This window comes from Paenibacillus sp. FSL H8-0283 (genome assembly GCF_045040675.1).
Taxonomy (GTDB): domain Bacteria; phylum Bacillota; class Bacilli; order Paenibacillales; family Paenibacillaceae; genus Paenibacillus; species Paenibacillus amylolyticus.
In genome coordinates this window covers 4,489,574-4,515,246 of the sequence record NZ_CP150295.1, presented here as the reverse complement: position 1 = coordinate 4,515,246, position 25,673 = coordinate 4,489,574, and the positions used below count along the sequence as shown (strand labels likewise).

General features: G+C 46.0%; 22 protein-coding genes. 19 read left to right on the top strand and 3 right to left on the bottom strand.

Annotation, left to right across the window (positions count from 1 at the left end):
• Positions 1-10: 10 nt before the first annotated feature.
• The 14 genes from MHI52_RS20165 (at position 11) to MHI52_RS20100 (ending at position 18,189) form a co-directional block, all read left to right on the top strand.
• The gene (locus MHI52_RS20165) at positions 11-1,378 is read left to right on the top strand and encodes an ABC transporter substrate-binding protein (protein ID WP_405157526.1); all 1,368 of its coding nucleotides are present in this window, start codon (positions 11-13) and stop codon (positions 1,376-1,378) included.
• Between the two features lie 51 nt (positions 1,379-1,429).
• Complete coding sequence (locus MHI52_RS20160) at positions 1,430-2,314, top strand: carbohydrate ABC transporter permease (RefSeq protein WP_036614432.1); 885 nt, start codon at positions 1,430-1,432, stop codon at positions 2,312-2,314.
• Positions 2,314-3,144, top strand: coding sequence for a carbohydrate ABC transporter permease (locus MHI52_RS20155; protein ID WP_036614430.1), 831 nt, complete (start codon positions 2,314-2,316; stop codon positions 3,142-3,144). Before MHI52_RS20160 ends, MHI52_RS20155 begins: the two co-directional genes overlap by 1 nt.
• A gap of 32 nt (positions 3,145-3,176) precedes the next feature.
• On the top strand, positions 3,177-5,012 hold the full coding sequence (locus MHI52_RS20150) for a sensor histidine kinase (protein WP_405157525.1): 1,836 nt from the start codon (positions 3,177-3,179) through the stop codon (positions 5,010-5,012).
• The gene (locus MHI52_RS20145; protein WP_405157524.1) at positions 5,009-6,640 is read left to right on the top strand and encodes a response regulator; all 1,632 of its coding nucleotides are present in this window, start codon (positions 5,009-5,011) and stop codon (positions 6,638-6,640) included. Before MHI52_RS20150 ends, MHI52_RS20145 begins: the two co-directional genes overlap by 4 nt.
• A 28-nt stretch (positions 6,641-6,668) precedes the next feature.
• On the top strand, positions 6,669-8,297 hold the full coding sequence (gene nagZ / locus MHI52_RS20140) for a beta-N-acetylhexosaminidase (RefSeq protein WP_405157523.1): 1,629 nt from the start codon (positions 6,669-6,671) through the stop codon (positions 8,295-8,297).
• Positions 8,298-8,572: 275 nt separating this feature from the next.
• Positions 8,573-10,828 (top strand): stalk domain-containing protein, encoded by a 2,256-nt coding sequence (locus tag MHI52_RS20135; RefSeq protein WP_036614422.1) that lies wholly within the window; start codon positions 8,573-8,575, stop codon positions 10,826-10,828.
• Positions 10,829-11,166: 338 nt separating this feature from the next.
• Positions 11,167-11,631: a Fur family transcriptional regulator gene (locus MHI52_RS20130; protein ID WP_017687564.1), complete on the top strand. Its 465-nt coding sequence runs from the start codon at positions 11,167-11,169 to the stop codon at positions 11,629-11,631.
• Positions 11,632-11,633: 2 nt separating this feature from the next.
• Positions 11,634-11,885: a membrane protein insertion efficiency factor YidD gene (gene yidD / locus MHI52_RS20125; RefSeq protein ID WP_017687565.1), complete on the top strand. Its 252-nt coding sequence runs from the start codon at positions 11,634-11,636 to the stop codon at positions 11,883-11,885.
• Positions 11,886-12,386: 501 nt separating this feature from the next.
• Positions 12,387-14,411 (top strand): methionine--tRNA ligase, encoded by a 2,025-nt coding sequence (gene metG / locus MHI52_RS20120; protein WP_405157522.1) that lies wholly within the window; start codon positions 12,387-12,389, stop codon positions 14,409-14,411.
• Positions 14,412-14,654: 243 nt separating this feature from the next.
• Positions 14,655-15,713 (top strand): metal ABC transporter solute-binding protein, Zn/Mn family, encoded by a 1,059-nt coding sequence (locus MHI52_RS20115; RefSeq protein ID WP_081746024.1) that lies wholly within the window; start codon positions 14,655-14,657, stop codon positions 15,711-15,713.
• Positions 15,714-15,812: 99 nt separating this feature from the next.
• Positions 15,813-16,571 carry a metal ABC transporter ATP-binding protein gene (locus MHI52_RS20110; RefSeq protein WP_036614907.1) on the top strand — a complete coding sequence of 253 codons (759 nt, stop codon included), beginning with the start codon at positions 15,813-15,815 and terminating at the stop codon, positions 16,569-16,571.
• A 51-nt stretch (positions 16,572-16,622) separates the two neighbouring features.
• Positions 16,623-17,426 (top strand): metal ABC transporter permease, encoded by an 804-nt coding sequence (locus MHI52_RS20105; protein WP_017687569.1) that lies wholly within the window; start codon positions 16,623-16,625, stop codon positions 17,424-17,426.
• Between the two features lie 49 nt (positions 17,427-17,475).
• Positions 17,476-18,189 carry a cytochrome c biogenesis CcdA family protein gene (locus MHI52_RS20100; protein ID WP_017687570.1) on the top strand — a complete coding sequence of 238 codons (714 nt, stop codon included), beginning with the start codon at positions 17,476-17,478 and terminating at the stop codon, positions 18,187-18,189.
• A gap of 146 nt (positions 18,190-18,335) precedes the next feature.
• On the opposite strand, the gene splB is transcribed toward MHI52_RS20100, so the two are convergent.
• Positions 18,336-19,406: a spore photoproduct lyase gene (gene splB, locus MHI52_RS20095; RefSeq protein ID WP_405157521.1), complete on the bottom strand. Its 1,071-nt coding sequence runs from the start codon at positions 19,404-19,406 to the stop codon at positions 18,336-18,338.
• Positions 19,407-19,598: 192 nt separating this feature from the next.
• On the opposite strand from splB, the gene mntR reads away from it, so the two are divergent.
• From mntR to MHI52_RS20080, 3 genes are all read left to right on the top strand, one after another.
• Positions 19,599-20,027, top strand: coding sequence for a transcriptional regulator MntR (gene mntR / locus MHI52_RS20090; RefSeq protein WP_036614415.1), 429 nt, complete (start codon positions 19,599-19,601; stop codon positions 20,025-20,027).
• A 210-nt stretch (positions 20,028-20,237) separates the two neighbouring features.
• The gene (locus MHI52_RS20085) at positions 20,238-21,848 is read left to right on the top strand and encodes a family 10 glycosylhydrolase (RefSeq protein ID WP_127551281.1); all 1,611 of its coding nucleotides are present in this window, start codon (positions 20,238-20,240) and stop codon (positions 21,846-21,848) included.
• Positions 21,849-21,939: 91 nt separating this feature from the next.
• The gene (locus tag MHI52_RS20080) at positions 21,940-22,941 is read left to right on the top strand and encodes a patatin-like phospholipase family protein (RefSeq protein WP_101313618.1); all 1,002 of its coding nucleotides are present in this window, start codon (positions 21,940-21,942) and stop codon (positions 22,939-22,941) included.
• A 61-nt stretch (positions 22,942-23,002) separates the two neighbouring features.
• Here MHI52_RS20080 and MHI52_RS20075 read toward each other — a convergent pair whose 3' ends face one another.
• A complete protein-coding gene (locus tag MHI52_RS20075) occupies positions 23,003-23,335 on the bottom strand; it encodes a hypothetical protein (protein ID WP_047843629.1) in 333 nt (110 codons plus the stop codon).
• A gap of 5 nt (positions 23,336-23,340) precedes the next feature.
• Positions 23,341-24,333 carry a DUF1385 domain-containing protein gene (locus MHI52_RS20070; protein ID WP_047843628.1) on the bottom strand — a complete coding sequence of 331 codons (993 nt, stop codon included), beginning with the start codon at positions 24,331-24,333 and terminating at the stop codon, positions 23,341-23,343.
• Positions 24,334-24,546: 213 nt separating this feature from the next.
• On the opposite strand from MHI52_RS20070, the gene MHI52_RS20065 reads away from it, so the two are divergent.
• Both MHI52_RS20065 and aroQ read left to right on the top strand, forming a co-directional pair.
• A complete protein-coding gene (locus MHI52_RS20065; RefSeq protein WP_036674985.1) occupies positions 24,547-25,125 on the top strand; it encodes a YqhR family membrane protein in 579 nt (192 codons plus the stop codon).
• A gap of 76 nt (positions 25,126-25,201) precedes the next feature.
• Positions 25,202-25,645, top strand: coding sequence for a type II 3-dehydroquinate dehydratase (gene aroQ, locus MHI52_RS20060; RefSeq protein ID WP_036614400.1), 444 nt, complete (start codon positions 25,202-25,204; stop codon positions 25,643-25,645).
• The last annotated feature ends 28 nt before the right edge of the window (positions 25,646-25,673 follow it).

Below are 25,673 nucleotides of genomic sequence, written 5' to 3'. Positions count from 1 at the left end.
GGTCAACCAGATGAAAAAAAGAATGACATTACTGCTTTCATTATTGCTTATCACTTCATGGACTTTGGCGGGATGTGCAAGCTCAAGTAACGAGCCACAGCAAGGCGCAGGCAATACACCTGTGGAGGAAATAAGTAAGGAACCGGTTGAAATGCTTCTCCGCCACACACAGGTGGGAGCCGATAAACAGAAAAGACTGACCATTCTGCAGGATGTTGTGGACAAAGTTGAGGGTGAGATACCCAATCTGACCTTCACGCTGGATGGTGTCGAATCCGATGTGAATCGTAAGGAAAAGCTTCGCGGAGAGATGGCCGCAGGTAACCCGCCGGATATATTTGAACTGTTCGGTAGCCCGGATTCCAAAGTTTATGCCAAGGAAGGTATGCTGCTTGATCTGACCCCAATCCTGCAAGAGCTGGGCATTCAGGACCAGTTTACATCCCTTGAGCCGTTTACGTATGAAGGCAAAGTATATGGACTGCCGATTGGCGGTTCGGGCGAAGGTTTTTTCTATAATAAAGAGTACTTCGAACAAAAAGGATGGAAAGCCCCAACTACCATGGCTGAACTGGACAATATACTGGCTGAGATCAAGGCTGATGGCAAAGTGCCGCTTGCTTCCGCATCTAAGGCGGGCTGGGTGCCGCTTATGTTAACCAACCATCTGTGGTCCCGGTATGCCGGGCCGGAGATTACCGCAAAGTTTGCAACAGGTGAAGCGAAGTGGACCGATCCGGGTGTTGTGCAAGGTTTTGCCAAACATAAGGAATGGGTGGATAAGGGTTATTTCAAAAAAGGTGAACTGGGCTTTGAGTATGCCGAATATACCACGCAATTTACAAGTGGAGAAGTGGTATTAATGTATGACGGAACATGGAAATCATCTGTATTTAAGGAAGGTCAGAGCGGTGAATCGCTCATTGGCAAGGTTGGATTCTTCAATATGCCTCCGGTAGAGAACGGAGCAGGAGATCAGACGTCTTTGATGCGTGATGTGAACAATGGATACGGGTTCTCGGCAGCAGTGGCGGATGACCCGCAGAAGCTGGACGCAGTGAAAGCTTTTATCAAAAATTTCTACAATGAAGATATGCAGATCCGCGGCCTTGTGGAAGACGGTGTGTTGCCTGCCATGAAGCTGGACGAGAAAGTGCTGACCGATAGCATTACCGATGATCTGATGAAAGAAATTGTGGCTGTGCTTAATGCGTCCAAGACGTCGTTCCCGGCATTTGATGCACTTGTTCAGGCCGATGTGACGACAGAGATCAGCAATCTGCAAATCCAGAAGTTGATTGGTGGACAGACCACGCCAGAGAAAATGGCAGAAGAGCTGCAAAAGGTGCAGGAGGAAGCAAACGCTTCCGTGGAATAAATCAATCCAAGTTGAAACTGCGATCGTTGAAGTGACTGAAGGAGGCTGACCATGAATACTTCACTCCGCAGCCCGTTAATCTATACGTTGTTTGTAATGCCAGCCCTAATTCTGTTTGTAATGTTCTTCTTATACCCTATTGGTAGCTCCCTGTATTACAGTCTGACGAGTTGGAATGGGGTATCGGCTGAGCCACGTTTTGTGGGTTTATCCAATTATGTGAAAGCACTGACCGATGAACGGTTTTGGATTTCCACACGGAATAACGGCTTTTTCATCGGATTTTCGGTACTGATTCAGGTACCCCTGATCGTCCTGTTTTCGCTTCTGATTGCCAATGTGAAAAGACTGAAAGGTCTGTATAAAACCGCTGTTTTTTTACCATCCATTATGTCGACTGCCGTTATCGGTATCTTATGGGGGTTTATCTATGAACCCAATATCGGACTATTAAACAAAATACTTCATGTGCTTGGTATCGATCCAATCTACTGGTTATCGGATAACCGATTTGCCATGTTGTCCATCTTGGTGACCAATGCCTGGCAGTGGACGGGATTTTACATTGTCATGGTGCTGGCGGCCATACTGGCGATTCCCCGTGATCTGGATGAAGCGGCTGCAATTGATGGGGCAACGGCGGTACAACGTGCAATGCGAATTACGTTGCCGCTGATCCGGCCGATCATTTCGGTGGTGATCATGTTGTCCATCGCAGGTGCCATGAAAGCAGCAGACATCGTGATTGTCATGACCAAAGGTGGGCCCGCCGGGTCCACCGAGGTTCTGGCCACATACATGATCAAATACGCGATTACCAACTTCAAATATGGCTATGGCAATACCATTGCAGTGCTGATCTTTGCTCTGACGCTTGTGCTCACTGCGGTGTATCAACTGCTGGTGGCGAGGCGGAGCGAGAAGGTGGAATATTGATGCCGAAAAGCATAAAAAGTAGTATACCTCATGTGTTGTTAATGTTGTACTTGATAGCGATTTTGTTTCCTTTTTTATTTGTAATTTTTTCTTCATTTAAGCAGGATAACAATGAAATCGCCCTGAATCCATTCGGTTTACCTACAACATGGGAGTTTAACAATTACGTGGAGGCTTGGGTGAATGCCAAGATTGGCACGTATTTCTGGAACAGCCTGTACATTTCGGTTTTATCGTCGGCGTGTACGATTGTGCTCGGTGCCATGTTTGCTTTTGCCGTAACCCGGATGAGACACCGGAGATGGAGTCTGTTTCTGTACAGTCTGATTCTGGCGGGTATGCTTATTCCCAACAATGCACTTATGCTGCCGATTTATCTGCTTGTTCGCAAAATGGGCATATTGGATACACATCTGGCATTGATTGTGCCCTATGTGGCCAATGCGATCCCCTTTACAATTATTATCCTGGCGGCTTTTATGCGTTCTCTGCCTGGGGAGATTGAGGAAGCGGCGGTCATGGACGGCTTGAGGGCCCCGGGTATCTTTGCTAAAATAGTGATACCTCTTACAGTTCCAGCCATTGTTACGGTTTTTATCGTTAATTTCCTCGGCAACTGGAACGAATTTTTACTCGCCAACTATTTCTTATCCACCGATAAATTGCGTACGCTGCCAGTGGGCATGGTCCAGTTTCGGGATCAATATCAGATGAACTATGCCCAGATGTCGGCAGGTATTGTATACAGTGTTGTACCTGTACTTGTGATCTACGCTATACTTCAGGAGAAAATTATAGAAGGAGTAACTGCAGGTGGTGTCAAAGGTTAATACCATGAACCAGTGAATAGGGAGAACGGGATATGAACTTGCGAATGAAGCTGGCCTTGGCATTTCTGCTGCTGATTATTGTACCGATGTGTGCACTGGGCATTGGCATGTTTCTGGTCACATCACATACGATTGAGAAAAAATACAATCAACAGGCTGAATATGCGCTTCAGGCCATCAGCTACAATATCGAGAATGTATTTCAGCAGATTAATAATGTGACCGACAACGGGATAGCGACATCGGTTTTTCAAATGGCGTTGAATGCCAAAGATCCGACCAAGCAGGATCTGGGAACCGGTAATCAGTTATCCCTGAATGCCAGCCAGCGCAATTTCCGTTCCCTTCTATATAATTATCCGTTCATTAGTTATGCCTTTTTATATGATTTGCGTTCTTCCGAGAATAACCAGATTGTCTCCATTTTCACCAAAGAAAACTTTCAAGCCCTTCCTTTTCAGCAATTCAAAGTGCATCCCTTATTCAACGAAATTCAGCAACTTAATGGCGTGCCTAAATGGCTCGCACCTCTGGAATATCCCGAATTAACCGGGGTAGAGCCTGTCTTCACCCAGATCAGACTGGTCAAAGAACTCAGTTATTTTCAAAATATCGGCGTGCTTGTTGTTCAGATCAAAAAAGGAGAGATCGACCGGATCTTCCGTCACCTGCAAATCAGCGATTCGGCACAGGATACGTCGTTCCTGTTAATTAACGAAGAAGGGCTCATTGTCTATGATCCTGCAGGGATCTATAACGGTGAGAACATGCAAAACCTTGGTGCTGAATCCGGCAGGTACGGTCCCGGTTTTAGCAGTGTCAGAACGGTCTTTGACGGCAAAGAGAGCATCATTTCGCAATATCATCTGAAGAACTATAACTGGAGTCTCGTCAGTGTGACTTCATGGGAAGCCTTATCTGCGGAAACCAATGCCTTTGCCGGTTGGTCTGTCATCATTATTCTGTCATGCCTGCTCGCAGCGATGATCTTTAATCTTTTTTTCATGAATCGCATTACGGGTAACATTGCTGTACTTGTAAGGTTTATGCGTCGTGTGGATGATGGTGACTTTAATGCGAGGGTGGAAGGAAAAGGATTCGATGAAATGCAGTTGCTTGCGCAAGGGTTCAATGAACTATTGGATCGGATCGGGGGATTATTCCGTCGCGTTCGGGCAGAGCAAGAGCAGAAGGCCCAAGCGGAACTGCGTGTACTACAGGCCCAGATCAAACCTCATTTTCTGTTTAACACATTGGAATCCATTAATGGATTAGCGCTGCGAGGGGAGGGCCGCAAAGTAAGCGAGATGGTGACCAGACTTGGCAATATGCTTCGTATCAGCATTCAGGATCAGGAGGAGATTCCGCTGGGTGAGGAAATAAGACATTTGCAGAGTTATCTGGAGATTCAACAGTACAGGTTCAGTGATTTGTTCACCTATGAGATTGACATTCCACCCCATCTATACAGCTCAATTCTGCTTAAGCTTACCCTTCAGCCTCTGGTGGAAAATAGTATTCAACATGGGTTTGAGGGGATCACCTATCCAGGTGTACTGCGGATAAGCGCATATGCAGAACGGGGTCATCTGGTGTTATGTGTTGAGGATAATGGGATCGGTATTCCCCAGGAAATGCTCGCACGATTTGAGTATATGGCAGAAGATCCGCCGGAAGATATGCTCACGGAAGGGGCGGAATCATTATCGTCCATAACGGAACGCAGGGGATTGGGATTACGAAGTGTGGCAGATCGAATTCGTATTCAATATGGGGCCGGGTATGGCATATTTATATGTTCAGCACCGGGGTATGGCACAGTTATTCGATGCATCATTCCATTATATGAGCAGGAGGAAGCCGGATGAATCTGACTGCAATGCTGGTTGACGATGAGCTGCCGATTCTGGAGAATCTGAACTACATTTTACCCTGGGAAGAGATGGGGATTGAAATCACAGGTACAGCGAGAAGTGGTGTAGAAGCGCTGGGGAAAGTAACAGAAAGTCATCCAGACATTCTCTTGTGTGATATTCGGATGCCGTCTATGGATGGATTGGAACTTATTCGTTTGCTGCGAGAGCAGGGTGAAACGTGTGAGATTATTTTGCTGACCGGTTATCAGCAGTTTGAATATGCTCGAACCGCTATCCAATATAACGTACATGAATACATATGTAAGCCAATTGATTATTTGAATCTGGAACATAAACTGCGTGAGCTTACCGGGCAGATCCAGAAGAGACGTCTGGAAAACGAATCGCAACGTTATCGCAGCCAAGAGATGGAAAGCTGGATCAGACACAAACAGTTGATTGACCTGTTACGAGGAGAAGCACCGTTGAAGGTTGCCTATCCTGCCTCTGTTCCTGAATTCATAACAACTGCTACACCGTATACGTTGCTGCTGGTGGATGCGGTCGGTTATTTTCGCCATTCTATCGGCTGGTCCGAGCTTCAGCATCAACGATGGCATGAGACCTTAAGTTCCAGACTTAGGGAAGTGGCAGATCGAATTACGGAGGACTGTCAGATTCTTTCGACCCGCAAAGGGGAGTGGTGCATCCTGCTGGAGGCATCAGGTGAGTGGAAACGTCGCTCAGAGGAACTGGCCCATCAACTGTGTCTCGAATTAAATGTGATATTGTCTCTGGATTCAAATGTGAAGGTTAGGATAGTTCAGGATGCTGTGCCCGTGAACCTGAAAAGTCAAATTCTGGAGCGATACCGGCATTGTCAAAAAATACTGATGTCCCATTCGGAGAGTGAAGACAAGGTGCTGAAGGCGAGTTGTCCCGAAACCACCTTATCGTATGATCATATGGCCTCCAAAGGGGCTAACTCATGGATTACAAGAGAAGATCTGGAGTTTGTTACTCGGTGGATTCGTCAAGGGAACAAGCAGGGGTTACGTGATGTATTGGAGCGGCTTAAACAGCAAATGGGGAATTCAGGACAATCCTTCAACAGGATAGATGAAACCAATCTTCGGTTTATGCTTGTACACATGCTTCGGGAACTGCGTGAAGTACAGGCCCTCGCTGAAGAACACGAAGTGAACTTTTGGAATGCACTGCAAGGGGCTGTATCCATGAGGGAACTCCTTGAACTTGCAGAGGTTGTTACCCATGCCTCTCAGGGCAAACAAACGCAACCACGTCCTTCTGTATCGGAACTGATCCTCTCTGCATGTGAGTATATGGACGCACGGCTGCAACAGGACTTGGGAATAGATGAAGTCTCAGATTGGCTTGGAATCAGCCCGGGATACTTTTGCCAACTATTTAAAACCCAAATGGGTGTTACTTTTGTGGAATATATGACGCAGAAACGGATGGAAAGTGCCGCTTTATTGTTGAGTACAACCGAATGGAGCATTACAGCGATTGGGGAAGCCACAGGTTTCAAGGAGCGCCGGTACTTCTCCAAGGTGTTTCATAAACACTTCCACATGAAACCCTCCGAGTACAGGCAGAGTAAACAATTGGGTTTGTAGTAGCAAGGGAAACGGGAGGAGAGGTCGAATGAAACCCTTGAATGATCTGACATTGGGGCAAAAGGTAGGACAATTGTTGATGTGTGGATTTCACAGTCAGCACGCAGATGGACAGATTACTCGTTTAATCCGTGACTATCACGTCGGGGGTGTCATTTATTTCCGGCGTAATGTCGAAAGTGTAGATCAATTGACACGGCTATCCGCCGAACTGCAAGAGATGGCTGCTGAAGCAGGGGCTCTACCACTCATGATTTCGGTGGACCAGGAAGGTGGCATGGTTGCACGGATTGACCAAGAGGGAATGACCCAAGTACCGGGTAATATGGCGCTTGGTGCGACAGGCAATGCGGAATATACTCTGGAGTGTGCTCAAATTCTGGGTCGTGAGTTAAAAAACATCGGTATTGATATGAACCTTGCGCCAGTGGTCGACGTGAATAACAACCCGCTTAACCCGGTTATCGGTGTGCGTTCGTATGGTGAACATGCTGAAAGTGTGGCCGCTCATGGCGTAGCAGCCATCACCGGATATCAATCACAGGGCATAGCTGCTACTGCCAAACATTTTCCTGGACATGGAGATACCGCTGTAGATTCTCATCTTGGTATGGTTACGGTACCTCATGATCGAAACAGGCTGGAACAGATGGAGTTGTTACCGTTCCGCAAGGCGATTGAGGCCGGAGTTGATGCTATTATGACAGCTCATGTGATGTTCCCTTCGATTGAACCCGAGCCCATTCCGGCTACGTTGTCATATAAGGTGTTAACGGGTCTGCTACGTGAGGAAATGGGTTTTGAAGGCATTATTATTACAGACTGTCTTGAAATGCATGCGATATCCAAGCCATATGGGGTAGCTGAAGCTGCCGTTCGTGCTGTGGAAGCAGGAGCAGATCTGATTCTGGTGAGTCATACCTTGCAAGATCAGGTTGCTGCGCTGGAAGCCATTGTGGAAGCAGTTCGAACGGGCCGGATCTCGGAAGAGGTTATTCATCAGGCGGTTGAACGCATTATGACATGGAAAAGAAAGCGCTGTGGGCAGCAGAATGATCATCTGGTTTCGCCGAAAGCGAGTGAAACGGTCGAAGCAACCGATGTCGAACCTGTTAATTGCACTAAACCCACTGAGCCCAACGAATTGACGTTGTTCAAGATTGCTTCAAGCAGTATTACCATCGTTCATAATGATGGGCTGTTGCCGTTGGACCCAGAGAAGGGCGTATATGTCATCTGGCCTGAGGTTGTGCAACGGACAGAGGTGGATGAACCATGGTCCCATACAGAATCGTTGGGTATGGCGTTATCGCAGCTGCGAGGCAGAGTTCGTGAGCACAAAATTACAACGCAGCCCACTTATGATGAAACAGATCGGATATTGGCTGATGTGTCAGATAGTGAACAAGTTATCGTATGTACGTACACATCGGCAGGTCATCTTCCGAAAGGGCAGCAGTTTTTGGTTGAAAAGCTTAGTAAAAATCATTCGCTGATTGTAATTGCTCTACGCAATCCATATGATCTGCTGGAGATCTCGAGGCCGGGTAGTTATGTATGTACATATGAGAATACACCTGCAGTTGTTCGGGTACTGTCCCATGTGTTAACCGGTGGACTGCAACCAACAGGAAGTCTACCTGTCCGTTTGCGCTAGACCTATTTAATCCTTACATCTCTCTGCGATATGGTGCTAATTGACCATCTCCTGGAGAGATTTTTTTGTTGGAATTTTCTATTGGTTAATTTTGGGATATGAATGCCAAAAAGATAATTGATAGATAACTATTTTCATAGTATTTTCCTTCTATTAAAAGTTTACAATTCTCCTCTTAACTTTTTAGCAACTTTTCCCGGTTCCAAGCGTCTAATAATATGACTTTTTGAGGGGGATATTTATAAAATGGGAGCAGAAGGAGCCAAAGACAAAGAATGAATTTGAAGAAGAAATTGTCCATACTTACCGCTTTTGCTGTGTTTCAGGCGTTTGCAGTGATTCCTGCCAATGCACAATCAGCAGATCAGAGCGATACTACATCAGTGAATACAGCCAAAGTTAAATCCGTGGAGGTTGTGAAGAAAGAACAGACCATCGCGGAATCCGAAGTGAAATCCGGAACAAACACTCCAACATCAAATAATGAAACAACTGAAGAAGTGAACCCTCCTGAGACAGATGTTCCTACAGGAACAGACGCGACTCCTGTTGAGCCGGTAATTGAACCTATGGACGAAGAAGGTACAGCTGAGGAAACACCAGCACCTGCACCAGTAGAAGTGGAGCAACCATCTACAGGCGGTTCATCTGTTGCTGGAGGCCGGGGTGGAGACCTCACTCTTTATATGAACAGTAATAAAATGATGCAAGATGGCAAAACATATCTTGCTGGACAGCCGATGGCTGTAAAAAATGGTGTATCCTATGTAGCGATCCGTGCTCTCGTTGATCGGGTTGGCTATGATGTCAAATATGATAACACAACTAAAGAAACGATCATTATTAGTGGTGAAGATGAGCTGCGTTTCAAAACAAACAGCAAGATTTATACCGTTAATGGTGTGTCCAGAACGATGAAGGGCGCGGCTTATCAACAAAAAAATACGTTCATGGTGCCGTTGACTTCAATTACACAGGCTCTGGACATTACGTATAAAGTAAATCAATCTGCAAAAACGGTTGTATTGAATCTGAGTACCAAACCGGTGGCAAGCTTCACGGTACAAAAAGAGGTCTTTGCCGGAGATCAGGTAACCTACACAACCAGATCCAGCTCTCCCAAGGGACTCAGCATTGTAGATGAGCGTTGGACTGGCCGTCAGGATTCATTCGACCAACCAGGTGTATACACAGTAACCTATGCGGTCCAGGATTCAAGTGGTCAGTGGAGTGATCCGTATTCGGTTACGATTAAGGTTGAAAGACCGAATCTGCCTCCTGTCGCGATGTTTACAACAGATAAAGAAGAATACAAAATGGGTGAGAAAATCACTTATATTGATCAAAGTACAGATGATGAGAACGCAATTGTAAAAACAGAATGGGATAACAATGCACTTGCATTCTTTGTTCCAGGACCCAAGACCGTAACGATTACAGTTACCGATAAACATGGTGCTAGCGATAGCTATACCAAGATGATCAATATTACGGGAGAAACACTTTATAGTGTGACTGACTTTAATCAATTGTTCACACCAGTCGGTGAGAAGTTCACTTTTGACGGTGGTGGAGTACCGGCATTGGAGAAAGTACCTTTCACTTATTATGATGAACCAAGTCTGCTGATCCGCAGTAACAGCCCTGAAACCGTGAATACGGAAGGCATTGTGTACAAGGAATCTTCCTTTGGACAGACACGCTTCATGATTCACCATGTGAACAACACGGGCAAAAGCGTAAAAATGTATGTTGTAGCGACAAACAACAATGCATACACGGCATCCATTGACCAGCAAAACATGGGTTTTGCAGGACCGTCTCCTTTTGCAACGGTAGCTGGAAAGCTGTCCATTGACCGTTGGTTCCAGTCGATGCAGAATGGTACCGGACAAAAGAAAGTGTACATCCAGCCAGGAGAAAGCAAGCTGATTCTTAATGATCTGAGCGTTCTTCCGATGAAACAGGGACAAGTCATTTCCTTGTATTCGGATGTATTCAGTGACTATGAACTGGATTACAACATTATCATGATCGAAGAAAACAAGGACCCGATGGAAGTGTTATCGAGCCTGCCGGTTCTGGATCGTGATGGAGTTCACAACCGTGGTACCTATCCAAATGCAACACGGATCATTACGTATGACCAAGAAGTAGGGTCGAAACCTGCACGTCTTCCACTTGGAGACAATGCAAGTGATCCAAACCTTGTGGGAACGGACCCTATGGCTTTCACTGAAGCGTCCAACGCAGGTAACTTCGGTGTATTGTACAAAATCACATTGAATAATGTTGCTCCGCGCACTTTAATTTCATTCAACCCTCGTGGAGGCAGATATTCAGGTGTGGCACTCGTGAATGGACAGGTCGTTCAGATTTCCACAGGTAAATCTGTAACTGCACCTAATGAGCAAAGCGTTATGTATCGCACAGGTTCGTACGGCGAGAGTGTAACCATTCTCTTCTCGGCGGCACCAGGAAGTAACTTGCCTGTTAACCTGCTGTTCACGCCGCTTCCGGCTGAAAAGTAATAATATGAACCTGCACGGACGGTTTGGAGTGAAAGCTTATATCATATATACCCGTTCACCCCAAAAGTCGCCCGAACGATTGATCATCTGAACCGTCAGGAAGGGACTCCATCAAAATGCAATGTCATTAGCTCAAGCTAGACTAATGGCAATGCATGTGCATGGAGTCCTTTTTATGTGATGTTGGAATGACCTAACCCGGTGTCTTCGTTGACTCTAATCGTAATTTGATGCATTATTAGAGGTATACAAGAAAGCAAAAGTTTTTGCTTTTGCCGAATAAACTGTCGCTCTATGAATGATGCAAAATGCTCGTATGACAGGAGGTGCTTTAGATCATGCTGTCGACAGAACAGATTATTTCAACCATGTCCTCACAGGGGCTTCGCATTACCGATCAGCGGAAAACACTGGCCCGGTTATTTGCTGAGTCTCCGGGGTATCTTACACCCAAGGACGTCTATGAATATATGGGTAAGACATACAGCGGACTGAGTTTTGACACAGTATATCGGAATTTGCGGGTAATGCAGGAACTGGGTGTACTGGAACAGGTCATCTTCGAAGATGGCGTTAAATTCAAAGCGCACTGTAGTGAAGATCATCATCACCATCATATGATCTGTCTGAAGTGTCAGAAGACATATCCTATTATTTTTTGCCCGATGCAGCTTGCAGATGCGCCTGAGCAATTTCAGGTTGTAGACCACAAGTTCGAGGTATTTGGATATTGTAAGGACTGTGCAGAGCATGCTCCGGCCAAAGCGGCATCGGGACATACACACGCTCATGGGAAGCACTGACCATGAAGTTATCGCGCAGAATTGCTCAGGCACCCATTCGGGTGTACCGCAACTATATCTCTCCATTAACACCGCCAACATGTCGGTTCTATCCGAGCTGTTCGGCTTACGCCATGGAGGCGATTGAAGTACACGGTGCGCTCAAAGGTTCGTTGTTAACAGCGAAACGTATTGCCAAATGCCACCCGTTTCATCCAGGCGGTGTAGATCTGGTGCCACCAAAGGCGGAAAAGTCTATGATGGTATCAGAGTAACGATGTTGCCTGAAGTATTCGGGTGGTATGGAAGCAGGCAGGATTGAACTTGAGTATGCTGTCCACTTGACAAAGGGGTCCGCATTTCAGTATATTTTTCCTATATATGCGAGTTCAATAAGTCTAGTTTTAACTTTTTGAACAACTTCTATATGATTTCCAGTGAAGGGATAAGTACAGACACACCCCCAGTGCAGAGAGCCGGATGAGCTGAGAACCGGTCTGGGAGGAGGATGGAATATGGTCCCGGAGGAACCTCTTTCGAGCGTGCAGACAGTGATTTCAGAGCTGCTGTCGTAAGGCTGAGGCGTGATCCAGCGTTAATGGGCGGTCGAAGGACCGACAGAGCCTGTGTTTTGCGAAAAACATGGGGAATTTGGGTGGTAACACGTGAGAGCAACTCTCGTCCCATAGGGGCGGGAGTTTTTTGTGTTCTTTTTTAGTTGTTTTGGACGAAGGGATCACATGAAGCAGAAACATTTGAAGGAGGAGAAGTCATTCATGGCTGACCAAAAAACATTTTATCTGACAACCCCGATTTATTATCCGAGTGACAAATTGCATATTGGGCATGCGTATACAACTGTGGCGGGAGATGCGATGGTTCGTTACAAGCGTCTACGCGGTTACGATGCTCATTATCTGACAGGAACCGATGAACATGGCCAGAAGATTGAGCGCAAGGCACAAGAGAAAGGACAGACACCGCAAGCTTTTATCGACGATATCGTTGTGGGGATCAAGGAACTGTGGAACAAGTTGGACATTTCCAATGACGACTTTATCCGTACAACCGAAGAACGTCACAAAACCATTGTTCAGGATATCTTTGACCGTTTGCTGAAACAGGGAGATATCTACAAAGGTGAGTACGAAGGCTGGTACAGCATTCCGGATGAGACGTATTACACGGAGACTCAACTGGTGGATGTAGAGAAGAATGAGAATGGTGAGATTATCTCGGCCAAGAGCCCGGATAGCGGACACCCAGTTGAATTGGTCAAAGAAGAATCTTACTTCTTCCGTATGAGCAAATATGCAGATCGTTTGTTAAAATATTATGAAGAGAACCCGGGCTTTATTCAGCCGGAATCCCGTAAGAACGAGATGATCAACAATTTCATCAAGCCAGGTCTTGAAGATTTGGCCGTATCGCGGACTACATTTGAATGGGGCGTCAAAGTTAAAGGTGATCCAAAACACGTGGTTTACGTGTGGATTGATGCGTTGTCCAACTATATTACAGCACTGGGCTACGGTTCATCCGATGCATCCCTTTATAACAAGTTCTGGCCTGCGGATGTACATCTGGTAGGGAAAGAAATTGTTCGTTTCCATACGATCTACTGGCCAATTATGTTGATGGCATTGGATCTGCCTTTGCCGAAGAAAGTGTTTGCACATGGCTGGTTGTTGATGAAGGATGGCAAAATGTCCAAATCCAAAGGTAATGTCGTTGATCCAGTGACTCTGATTGACCGTTACGGTCTCGATGCACTGCGTTATTACCTGCTGCGTGAAGTACCGTTTGGTTCCGATGGTACCTTTACACCAGAGAGCTTCGTAGAACGTGTTAACTCCGACCTCGCAAACGATCTGGGTAACTTGTTGAACCGTACCGTTGCCATGGTAGACAAATATTTTGAAGGCAAAGCCCCTGCGTTTGCATCGAATGTAACGGAATTTGATGCTTCGCTGGAAGAAGCAGGCCATGCTACGGTGGAAAAAGTGGAACAGGCGATGGAAAACCTGCAGTTTTCCGTAGCACTGACAGCGATCAGCCAGTTTGTCAGCCGCACCAACAAATATATTGATGAGACGCAGCCATGGGCGCTGGCTCGTGATGAAGCAAAACGTGATGAATTGGCATCCGTTATGGCTCACCTGATCGAAAGCTTGCGAATTGCTTCCATCTTGTTGCAACCGTTCCTGACACGTGCTCCTCATAAAATCTGGGCACAGCTCGGCATTCAGGAAGGTGAACTTACGGCTTGGGATACAGCCAAGCAATGGGGTCTGGTTCCAACTGGAAACGCATTGCAAAAAGGTGATCCAATCTTCCCACGTTTGGATTCCGAACAGGAAATTGCTTATATTTCCGAAGCAATGACTGGTGGCCAAAAAGCGGCACAACCTGAAGCAAGTCAAGCAGATGCTGGAGCTTCAGCATCTGTTGAACCGGTAACTGCACCTGAGGGCACGGAAGAGATCGGGATTGACGATTTTGCCAAAGTTGAACTGCGTGTCGCGCAAGTCATTGCCTGCGAACCGGTCAAAAAAGCGGATAAGTTGCTGAAATTGCAGCTCGATCTAGGTTATGAGCAGCGCCAGGTCGTATCTGGAATTGCGAAGTTCTATTCGCCAGAAGAGATGGTTGGACGCAAAGTTATCTGTGTGACCAACCTCAAACCGGTGAAACTTCGTGGTGAACTGTCTCAGGGAATGATCCTTGCAGCATCGCATGGCGACCAGCTTACACTTGCTACAGTACCAGACAACATGCCTAATGGCGCACAAGTGAAATAAGAATTGAGTTATGAAATTGATTCAAATTCTGTCATAAAAATGACACAAGGTGGCCCGATGTAATTCGGGCCCCTTTTTTTGTTGATATAAATCGCATCTTAAGGGAAGAGAACAAGCATATACTGTTATGAACTCCGTACTTCAGGAAAGAATGAATAGGACGGGATAGCTTGACAAGTAGGTTCAGGTTACCTATAATTCTTTCAGTAATGTTTACGATTAAGAGATGCGGAGTGAATCATAATGACATTTTATAAAGTGCAACATCAAGCTCAGGATAACCGGATAGGGAAGACGAGCAAAAGAGGCAACATGAAGTTACTGTGGACGGGTTTGCTTATTCTCACTTTGCTGGTATTGTCAGCGTGTGGGCAGGATAGTTCCAATAATGCGAAGATTGTGGAAGGCAAGGTAAACGTTGTGACGACATTTTATCCTGTATATGCTTTTACGACTGCAATTGGTGGTGAGGATGCCAATGTTATTAACCTGCTGCCAACGGGAGTAGAGCCACATGACTGGACTCCGAAGAGTCAGGATATCGTTAATACGTCCAAGGCACAGCTGTTTCTCTATAATGGAGCTGGACTGGAAGGATGGGTTCCGAATTTCCTGAAGTCGCTGAATAGCGATACACAGGTGAAGTCTGTTGCCGTCAGTGAAGGTGTTAAGCTGTTAACTGCTGAGGGTGATGATGGGCACGGTCACGGCGAAGAGCACGAAGACGAGCATGCAGATGAACATACTGATGAGGCTGCAAGTGAAGATGTCGCTGATCATCATATTGATCCACATACGTGGGTTAGTCCGAAATCAGCCATGATCATGGCTGAAAACATCAAAAATAGTCTGGTCGAGGCAGATCCTGATCACAAAGCAGGTTACGAACAACGTTATGAAGAGCTTCGTACCAAGCTTGAGACGCTGGATCAGCGTTTTACAGATGAATTGGCTAACGTACCAAACAACGAAATTGTTGTCTCGCACCAAGCGTTTGGCTACCTTGCACGTGATTATGGATTAACCCAGCATGCCATTATGGGACTTTCCCCGGATGCTGAACCGACAGGACAGGATATTGTGAAGCTTGCGAAACTCGTTAAAGATGAGGGCATTAAATACATTTTCTTCGAAGAGCTGGTATCTGACAAATTGGCGAAAACACTGGCAAGTGAAGCAGGAGTGGAGACCATGGTCCTTAATCCGGTTGAGGGATTGACCAAGGAGCAGGCAACAAACGGGGATGATTATTTCACCCTCATGGAGAAAAATTTGCAAAATCTGCTGATCGCATTAAAATAAGATATAATGAAGAATTCAGATCGAAGAGTCTTTACCGTTCACGGTGAAGGCTCTTAGGACGCTATGGGATTCTTATATATAATGAAGGGCGGCTTTGCCATGCAGCAAATCATGCCACTATGTCATGATCCAATTATAGAGATCGAGAAACTATCATTTTCCTACGGGGACCAGCGAGTGATTGAGAATCTCGATTTTATGGCCCAGGAACGGGACTTTGTCGGGATTATCGGTTCCAATGGGGCGGGTAAAACGACATTGCTGCGCATGCTGGTAGGACTTCTTCCTCCTGCGCAGGGAGATATCAAACTATTCGGACAGTCGATCCGCAGGTTCAAGGACTGGGACCGAATCGGGTATGTGCCTCAAAAGAATGCATTTAACCCGTTGTTTCCTGCGACCGTTCGTGAAGTGGTCATGTCAGGCTTGTATAATAACAAAAACATGTTCCGTCGTATGTCTCGCAAATGTCAGCAACAGTGCACGGATGCGATGCAGGTCATGCGGATCGAGGATCTGGCGAACAAACGTATTGGTCAATTGTCCGGCGGACAGCAACAGCGTGTATTTTTGGCACGAGCGCTTATCAATCACCCTGATCTGTTGATTCTGGATGAACCTACCGTAGGTATTGATGCTGAATCACAGGCCAGTTTCTTTGAACTGATTACGCATATGCATGAACATCACCGAATGACTTTTCTAATGGTGTCTCATGATATGGATCGGATGGAGAGTTATCTGGGTTCTGAAGCTGTGGTAACGAATGGCAAAATTAATTTTCATGTCCGTCATTCGCATGAGGTACAGGATTGTGCTGAGACCAATCTGCAACATACCACTGCACAGGTACGCTAGCCGTATTATGGTCCATTAGATTAGAGTAAGGCCGAAGGAGTCGTGTTTGTTTTGGAAATATTAATGAGTGATTTTTTTCAGCGTGCCCTGGCGGGTGGATTGTTAATTGGCATTACCGCTCCGTTAATCGGACTGTTCCTGGTCTTGCGGCGGTTATCCATGATCGGAGACACCTTGTCTCATGTGACCATTGCCGGTGTTGCACTTGGATTCCTGATTGAAGTGTATCCCATTGCGGTGGGCTTGATATTTGCCGTGCTTGCTTCATTTGCGATAGAGAAATTGCGCAAAGCGTACAAGAGTTACGCCGAATTATCGATTGCCATTATCATGTCCGGTGGCGTGGCTCTTGCTTCCTTGTTCTTTACGCTGGGCAAAGGATATAATGCAGATGTCATGAGTTATTTGTTCGGCAGTATATATACATTAGACGCTACGGATCTGAAGCTCGTAGGTGTGGTTACGCTTATCGTGGTGATTGTAGTGGCATTGTTACATAAGGAATTTTTCCTGCTCAGCTTTGAGGAAGATGCGGCAGCGGTTACAGGGTTGCCTGTGAGAATTCTGAACATGTTAATCACTGTGATGACAGCACTTGTCATAAGCACGGCGATCAAGATTGTCGGTGCGCTTCTGGTGTCAGCACTATTGACGATTCCGGTAGCAGTCAGCCTGTTGATGGCCCGAAGTTTCAAATCCGCCATTATTTTGTCCGTAGTGATTGGCGAAATTGCCGTAGTCCTTGGACTGGTTGTAGCAGGTATCTGGAACCTCGCACCTGGAGCAACGATTGTATTATTGCTGATCATGATGCTGATTCTGACGATGATTGGAAAAAAAGGGTTCCGAGCCTGACGGCTAAACGAACAAGCACGAGAGCCCGGGGAAGGGAGACATCCGCTTCATGCCTGATGTTAATGTATGGATGGCTTTTGTAGCAGGTTTGGTCTCATTTATATCACCATGTTGTCTTCCGTTGTACCCATCATACCTCTCCTACATTACAGGTATGACGGTGCAACAATTGAAGGATGACCGCAATCAGCGAGAAGTCCGTTTTAAGACGATGACGCACACGCTGGCGTTTATTTTAGGCTTCTCGGCTGTATTTTATTCGCTTGGCCTGGGTGCTGGACTGTTTGGCCAATTTTTCAATGATAACCGAGAACTGATTCGGCAATTGTCTGCGATTTTGATTATGCTTATGGGGTTATTTTTGCTTGGTGTGTTCAAGCCACAGTTTCTGATGAAGGAACGCAAGCTGGATATGAAATGGAAACCAGCAGGCTATCTGGGCTCTTTTATATTTGGCATCGGTTTCTCAGCAGGCTGGTCGCCGTGTATTGGTCCCATTCTGGCAACAATCATTGCTATGGCTGCAAGTGAGCCCACAACTTGGCTGGCGTTGATTACAGGTTATACGGCAGGGTTTGCCATACCGTTTTTCATTTTGGCCTTTTTCATCGGTTCGACACGCTGGATCTTACGGTATTCCAATGTCATGATGAAAGTCGGGGGAGCATTAATGTTGTTCCTTGGGGTATTGCTTTTTACAGATCAGATGACGAAGATTACGATCTGGTTGCAGCAGATTACACCAGACTGGATGATCATTTAAACGGATGAACTGAATTTGAATTTAAAAATGCACGACAAAGCAGGCTACATGTTACCAGAGTCAATCTGGGTCATGTAACCTGCTTTTTAATCGTTTGTTAGGAATGTTTTTAACTGCATATGATTTTGGGCAATCCTGTTGTTCGTTTAGGTGAAGTAATCAATATTGGCTAGTGGGAAATGTTCAAAGATCCGTTCCGTAATGAATTCGCGCAGCGCATCTTGCTGGTCATCCTTATACACATACTTGTACTGACCCCAGCGGCCCCATTTCATCTTACGTTTCTCAATATCCATCTCCAACTTGGTTTTAGGATAACGTTTCTCGATGGTTGCTTTGGCCGTTTTGGTAAAACGGTGCTGGATCATCTCAAAGGTAAGATCCTTGGTTGCTTCTTCTGGAAGCGTATCTGCCAGCTTCTGCAACAGATCCGAGTATCCTTCTTCCCAGCCTTCATACCACATGATCGGAGCGATAATGAAGCCCAGGGGGTAACCGGCGTGTGCAATTTTACCAGCAGCTTCAATGCGTTCCTCAAATCTGGAGGTAGCCGGTTCAAAGTTTTTGATGACATAATCCGAATTGACACTAAACCGGATACGGGTGTGGCCGTTATGTTTAAGGTTCAGCAACGGATCAACGTGATGATATTTGGTTACGAAGCGCAAGCGCCCATATTCTTCTTCCGCCATAAAACGGATCAAGTCACTTAAATTCTCCGTGATATGCTCGAGTCCTACGGGATCAGACGTACAGGCAGCTTCAAATCGTGTGATTTCAGGCGCGCGTTCTTCGATGTATCCTTTGGCTGCCTGAATGATCTCCTCGGTATTGACATAGACACGGACATAAGGTTTCGCACCAAGTGTAGTTTGAAGATAACAATAATGACAGTGCCCCATACAGCCTGTAGAGATGGGAATGGCATATTCCGCTGAAGGTTTCGACTGGTCAAACTTGAGTGTCTTGCGCACACCAACGACCAGAGTACGCTTTGCCATTCGATATTTTTCTTGTTCGGTTTCACCCGGCAAGTTTGTGATTCGATTATGGGATGTGGTCATCTGATAAGGTATGTTTTTGGATGTCACCCATTCCATAATCCGTTTGCCTTTGTCATATTCCAACGCACCGGGTTCAAAATACACCAAATCGGGAATAAAGGGTTTAGTACCTTTTGCTTTACGAACTGGCGGTGAGACTACACTTGTACTCACGAAATCACTCCTTTCGATGCGGAACTTTGTTTAGTTTGCCTCGTTTGGGGGGAAGTCACGCCTGCCAATTACTTGTGTAACAGCGCGCTCCGAACTGTACAGGACTTGCCAATGCGTATTGATAACATGTATCATTATAAGATAGGGACCAGGCATGAATAGGGGCCGGTCAGAGAGAAAAGAGGGAAGCAGATGCCAACGCCCAGTATGGAAGATTATTTGGAGCGTATATACAAATTAATTGATGAAAAGGGCTATGCTCGTGTGTCTGATATAGCTGAAGGACTGGAAGTACATCCTTCATCGGTGACGAAGATGATCCAAAAGCTGGACAAAGACGAGTACCTGATCTATGAAAAGTACCGCGGACTGGTGCTTACGCCAAAAGGCAAAAAGATGGGCAAACGTTTGATGGAGCGCCATCATCTGCTTGAACAATTTTTGACAACGATTGGTGTTCAGGAACAAAATATCTACAATGATGTTGAAGGCATTGAACATCATCTGAGCTGGGACTCCATTACATGCATCGAGTCCTTGGTTGAATACTTTCGTCAGGATGAGAGCCGGTTGCGTGACCTCAAAAACCTTCAGGACGTCATGAGTAATACGGAGTCTTAAGTTTAAGCAGTGGAATACACATGGTGATATACAATGAATTGTATCCCGTGATCAAAGGAATGCTTCTTGCCGTTTCAATGGCAGGAAGCATTTTTTTGTCTGCAATCACACCATAATACGGTGATTTTCGCAACTAAACGAACGGTAGGAGCGTCTATTAAACTAGTAGAATTTACCGCAAATTTATAATGATTTTGGAGGACTGCACTAATGAACGTTCGTAAAGGATTGATGTTGCTACTCATTTTTGTACTTGGATTACAGACAGCAGGCATGACGGCACAAGCGGCCGGGCAGAAGGAAATCGCTATTTTTCTAGACGGCAACCGTTTGGAATCGGATGTATCACCCTACATCTTGCCCAAAGTAAATGTAACGATGGTGCCTCTGCGTGTTATTAGCGAAGGACTGGGTGCGTCTGTTCTATGGTCTCAAGCTACTCGTACCGTGACCATTCAGAAATCCGATTCGGTCATCTCTATGACGAGCGGACGCCAGCAGGCGACCGTGGATAACGCTGTAGTTGGTCTGGATGCATCGGTCGAATTGAAACAAGGTCGAGTCATGGTACCCATTCGATTCGTCAGTGAGAACCTGGGCATTCGAGTGAACTGGAATCAGGCTGCCCAGACCATTGATCTTTACACAGGAGACGAATCAGTCCCAACTCCTGAACCAACCCCGGTAACCCCAGCGGAGCCTGGAGGCACGGGCACTGTACCAGCTTCTGAAGAGATGCGGGGAGCCTGGATTTCCACTGTGAATGGAGACTGGCCTACATCCGGTGCCAAGGGAAATGTAGAGAAGCAAAAACAGGAGTATACGAAACAGCTAGATACGTTGCAAGGTATGGGCATTAATGCCGTATTTGTCCAAGTGAGAGCCAATGGGGATGCCATCTATCCTTCAGGTCTGGTACCTTGGAACAGCGTATTGACAGGAACACAAGGTAAAGATCCAGGTTATGATCCCCTCGCGTTTATGGTTGAGGAAGCACACAAACGGGGTCTGGAGTTCCACGCCTGGTTTAATCCGTTTAGAGCAACGAACTCAGCAAGTACATCAAACTTGGCTGCAAACCATATCTCGAAGCTTCATCCCGACTGGATTGTGAATGCATCGGGCAAAATGTACATTAACCCGGGTATCCCGGAAGCCAGACAGCATATTATCGATACGATCATGGAAGTGGTCAATCAGTATGATATTGATGGTGTACATCTGGATGATTATTTCTATCCGTCCAATGTGACTTTTAATGATGATGCAGCCTTCAAAACCTATAACACATTAAATACTAAGGACCGTGCTGAATGGCGTCGGGACAATATCAATCAGTTCGTTAAGCAGCTCGGGCAGAGCATTCACAGCGTGAAAGCTAACGTTGAATATGGAATTAGTCCATTTGGTGTATGGCGTAACAAATCTGTTGATCTGACAGGTTCTGATACCAAAGCAGGAGTAACCGCGTATGACAGCATGAATGCAGATGTGCGGACATGGATTAACCAGGAGTGGATCGACTATGTCGCTCCGCAGGTGTATTGGAGTATGACACTGAGCGTAGCCCGATATGACAAAGTCGTGGACTGGTGGGCGAATGAAGTGGCTAACACAAATGTAAAATTGTATATCGGCCACTCACCTTATAAGTTAGGTACGCCAGAGATTGGGTGGCAGACATCACAGGAGATCATCGATCAGCTGAACTACAACAAGAAGTATGGTTCGGTCAAAGGGGATATATTCTTTAGTTCACAGTACTTGACGAAGAACCCTCTCGGCTTGATTGCCAAATTAAAAGCCTACTATGGTCTATAAAACATTTTAACAATACAGTGATAAGACAAACCCTTGTTCTCATAGAGTGGCAGTAGAAACGTGGCTGCCTGGAGAACGGGGGTTTTTTGTTATGTTAATTAACGCGGTGTTTGAAGGTGGAGGCGTCAAAGGGATCTCGCTTGCAGGTGCTGTGCAGGGTGCTCAAGACTGCGGCATTCAGTTTAATCGAGTGGCAGGCACATCATCCGGTTCCATTGTAGCTGCTCTGCTAGCGGCCGGTTACAGGGCCGAGGAGATGAAAGTCATTATTGAGAATACCCCCTTTGTTTCATTGCTACGTCGTTCCCCCATATTTAATACGCGATGGATCGGACCCGCGGCAAGGCTGTTCTTGAAGAAAGGACTATATTCGGGAGAAGCGCTGGAATCATGGATTCGTAAGATGCTGGAGCAGAAAGGGATTCGCACATTCGCTGACTTGCCACAAGGTAAGTTGCTTATTACCGCATCCGATATATCCAATGGGACCATTCTGGTGTTACCAGACGATATTCGGCGGTTCGGCATTGACCCTGCGAAGCTGGATGTTGCAAAGGCGGTACGTATGAGTTGCAGTATCCCGTATTTTTTCGATCCGGTAGTCATACGCAAATCACCATTATTCTCCAAAGGGCTTCCTTTTCAAGATCAGTTCGTTTATGTCGTGGATGGTGGATTGCTTAGCAATTTTCCGTTGTGGCTCTTCGATGGTGATCGCTCGGCACGAGGAGGAGACGTTATTCCGGTTGTTGGATTCAAAATGGTGGGGAAGACGGAAGTGGAACCTGCCCGGATTAAAGGACCGCTAAGCATGCTTCAGGCCCTTGTGGAGACGATGCTCACAGCGCATGATGAACGCTATATTGAACAGATTAACCGGTTTCGGACAGTGAAGATACCAACGCTTGGGATTAAACCAACGCAATTTCATTTATCGTTACAGGACAGCACGGCGTTATATCGATCAGGTACTACCGCAGGGAGTGAATTTTTCAACGGGTGGAATATGAAAGTGTATGATGAACAGCTGGACAAACAAAGAAAAGAATTGCGCAAGAAACAGGCAGAAGCTCCGCCTCTGATTCCTGTATAAACGCGAAAAAAGCAATTCTCCGCATATTGGGAGAACTGCTTTTTTTGTATATCAGTAACTTTTAATGAAATTTCGGTATATCTTCATCGCTTTTACCTTTTTGTCCCTGAATCACTTGGAAAGGATAATCCTTGCGTTTCTTAGAAGAGCCGCTGCTCTTTCTGGCACTGGACTGTGCATTGACTTTTGCCATGGTTCGTGCCGATGGCTTGATCTTTGGTGATTTGGTTTTGCTTGCCCAGCGACGAGGCGGATATTTGTACAGCAGGAATACGGCTCCGAACACGACCAGAGGAATAATGATCCTGGATGGACTAGCGTTCCCCACCCAAGTCAAGACTCCAACAGCAGCTAGTGCGATGAACGTCCAAAATAAGATTGCCTGCTTGTTCATATCATTCACCCTTTCACAGGATCGAGTGTTGCAACAGGTACTTCTGACGTAGCAGAGACATTGGCAAGCTTGGCATCCAACTCACGCATACGGTTAAACGAAGCAATGGATACTTCTACCTGTTCGTTGGTCGGCTCTTTTGTTGTCAGCAATTGCAGCCACAATCCCGGGTATCCGAGATAACGCAGTACAGGAATATCACGTACTGAATTCGTGAGCTTTAACAGTTCAAAAGAAATGCCTAGCACAACTGGCAATAACAACAGACGCTGACCCATCCGTTCCCAGAGGTTATCGTACGTGAAGAGAGAGTATAGAAACACTCCAATGATGACAGTCAACATAATGAAACTGCTACCGCAGCGGTAGTGCAGTCGGCTGTACTTTTGCACGTTCTCCGGTGTCAGTTCTTCACCAGCTTCATGTGCGCTGATTACTTTGTGTTCCGCTCCATGATACTGGAAGAGACGTTTAATCATCGGCGTCTGTGAGATTAACCACAGATAGGCGAGTAACAGGATCAGCTTAATGCCGCCTTCCAGTAAATTATGCAAAAACTGATTGTCGAATGCATTTTTGAATAGAAAATTCTCGATAACAACAGGAAGCAATGTGAGCACAACTTTACCAAAAAGGAATGAAAGGATGGCAACGGCGGTCACACCAATGATCATGCTAAGGCTCCAGCCCGAACCTTCTTTCTCTTTTTGCTTGGCTTTCTCTTCCGGTTCCAGTTCATCATCAGCATAGGCGTCAGCAGAATAATTGAGATGTCTGCTACCTTTGACACTTGAATCTATAATGCTGACAATTCCGCGTAATAAAGGAATCCGCCGCAATTTCATGACCCAGGACTTGTCTTGCTTGGGAACTTCCAGATACGTAATTTCGCCGTCTTTTCTACGAACAGCTGTAACGTTGACATGTTTCCCACCGAACATTACGCCTTCAATGACAGCTTGCCCCCCATAGCTGACAGGCTTGGATTGTTGAGGCAAATTATTCACCTTCCTATTCTGTTCTAGGCCTTCGCGATCAAAGGCAGTTTAATAACCCTATTGTATCGAATTTTGAGACCAATTTCTAGTTTGTGAGTCAAACCTTGAAGGATGTTGTTAAGATTGTCCTGTTTTGAACATACTACCTCGTAGAATCGGAGCGGAAATTCGAGGCATAATGCGGGATTATCAACTGAATGAAGGAGAATATCGATGACAGAACGTAAGCATGAAGATACATCACAAGATGAAGGTCAACGTCCGAAAGAACGGCAGCCAAAAGACAAGGGCAGGCGCCCTACCCAGAGGCAAGGTCAAGCACACTACTATACGAAGCCATTTTCCTTTGCATTAGAGCTTGGCTTCTTTGCCGGTTTTATCTGGGGTGGGCTACATTGGCTATTCTATCTGTTGCATTTTACGATTGTACCTGTCGGATTTTTGGCCGAGCCTTTTTTCAAACATGAATATATATATACCGCAGCAGGACATTTGACAGGCTGGCTGTTTTTTATCGTCTTTTCCATCTTGGCATCCTTACTCTACACGTTCACGATTAGAAAACTGAAAGGACCGTTACCCGGCATGGTATATGGAATCGTCTGGTGGCTGATTCTCTTTATACTGGTCGGACCAAAACTGGGGATGATGAAACCTTTGAACGGTTTAACGTGGGATTCAATCATCACGGAACTCTGTTTCTTTTTGCTGTGGGGGCTGTTCATTGGTTACACGGTAGCCATGGAGTACACGGACGAACGCAAACGCGAGCCGGAGCAAGCGGGGGCATAGCGCAAAAAAGCTTCTCAATCCGGCAATGCCTGTGTTAAAATAGCAGATGGTTATTTGCAGAGAGGGTGGAGCAGCGATGAAACGAATTATTGTGATCAATGGTCCGAACCTGAACATGCTTGGTGTACGCGAACCGGGCATCTATGGAACGCTTAGTCTGAAGGATATTGAGGACAAAATTCGCAGACAGGCTGATGAAATTGGCGTCTCCATCGCTTTTTATCAATCGAACCATGAAGGGGACATCATTGACCGCATTCATGCAGCGATGGGTGAGGCAGACGGAATAATACTGAATGCCGGAGCATTTACCCATTATAGCTATGCTATACGTGATGCAATCAATGCTGTAAAAGTCCCTACAGTGGAAGTACATCTATCCAACATTCATGCACGCGAAGCGTTCAGACATCATTCAGTGATTGCAGCGGAAACAATCGGGCAGATTGCCGGATTTGGCGAAGTAAGCTATGAACTGGGATTGCTGGCTCTTGTGCGTCATCTGGACAAACAAACCTGAGCCGGGAACCCGGGAATGTGAGAGAAAG

Excerpts from the sequence above, each read along its gene's own strand:
- MHI52_RS20165 (WP_405157526.1), top strand. The coding sequence starts at position 11 with ATGAAAAAAAGAATGACATTACTGCTTTCATTATTGCTTATCACTTCA.
- MHI52_RS20160 (WP_036614432.1), top strand. The coding sequence starts at position 1,430 with ATGAATACTTCACTCCGCAGCCCGTTAATCTATACGTTGTTTGTAATG.
- MHI52_RS20155 (WP_036614430.1), top strand. The coding sequence starts at position 2,314 with ATGCCGAAAAGCATAAAAAGTAGTATACCTCATGTGTTGTTAATGTTG.
- MHI52_RS20150 (WP_405157525.1), top strand. The coding sequence starts at position 3,177 with ATGAACTTGCGAATGAAGCTGGCCTTGGCATTTCTGCTGCTGATTATT.
- MHI52_RS20145 (WP_405157524.1), top strand. The coding sequence starts at position 5,009 with ATGAATCTGACTGCAATGCTGGTTGACGATGAGCTGCCGATTCTGGAG.
- nagZ (WP_405157523.1), top strand. The coding sequence starts at position 6,669 with ATGAAACCCTTGAATGATCTGACATTGGGGCAAAAGGTAGGACAATTG.
- MHI52_RS20135 (WP_036614422.1), top strand. The coding sequence starts at position 8,573 with ATGAATTTGAAGAAGAAATTGTCCATACTTACCGCTTTTGCTGTGTTT.
- MHI52_RS20130 (WP_017687564.1), top strand. The coding sequence starts at position 11,167 with ATGCTGTCGACAGAACAGATTATTTCAACCATGTCCTCACAGGGGCTT.
- yidD (WP_017687565.1), top strand. The coding sequence starts at position 11,634 with ATGAAGTTATCGCGCAGAATTGCTCAGGCACCCATTCGGGTGTACCGC.
- metG (WP_405157522.1), top strand. The coding sequence starts at position 12,387 with ATGGCTGACCAAAAAACATTTTATCTGACAACCCCGATTTATTATCCG.
- MHI52_RS20115 (WP_081746024.1), top strand. The coding sequence starts at position 14,655 with ATGACATTTTATAAAGTGCAACATCAAGCTCAGGATAACCGGATAGGG.
- MHI52_RS20110 (WP_036614907.1), top strand. The coding sequence starts at position 15,813 with ATGCAGCAAATCATGCCACTATGTCATGATCCAATTATAGAGATCGAG.
- MHI52_RS20100 (WP_017687570.1), top strand. The coding sequence starts at position 17,476 with ATGCCTGATGTTAATGTATGGATGGCTTTTGTAGCAGGTTTGGTCTCA.
- mntR (WP_036614415.1), top strand. The coding sequence starts at position 19,599 with ATGCCAACGCCCAGTATGGAAGATTATTTGGAGCGTATATACAAATTA.
- MHI52_RS20085 (WP_127551281.1), top strand. The coding sequence starts at position 20,238 with ATGAACGTTCGTAAAGGATTGATGTTGCTACTCATTTTTGTACTTGGA.
- MHI52_RS20080 (WP_101313618.1), top strand. The coding sequence starts at position 21,940 with ATGTTAATTAACGCGGTGTTTGAAGGTGGAGGCGTCAAAGGGATCTCG.
- MHI52_RS20075 (WP_047843629.1), bottom strand. The coding sequence starts at position 23,335 with ATGAACAAGCAGGCAATCTTATTTTGGACGTTCATCGCACTAGCTGCT.
- MHI52_RS20065 (WP_036674985.1), top strand. The coding sequence starts at position 24,547 with ATGACAGAACGTAAGCATGAAGATACATCACAAGATGAAGGTCAACGT.
- aroQ (WP_036614400.1), top strand. The coding sequence starts at position 25,202 with ATGAAACGAATTATTGTGATCAATGGTCCGAACCTGAACATGCTTGGT.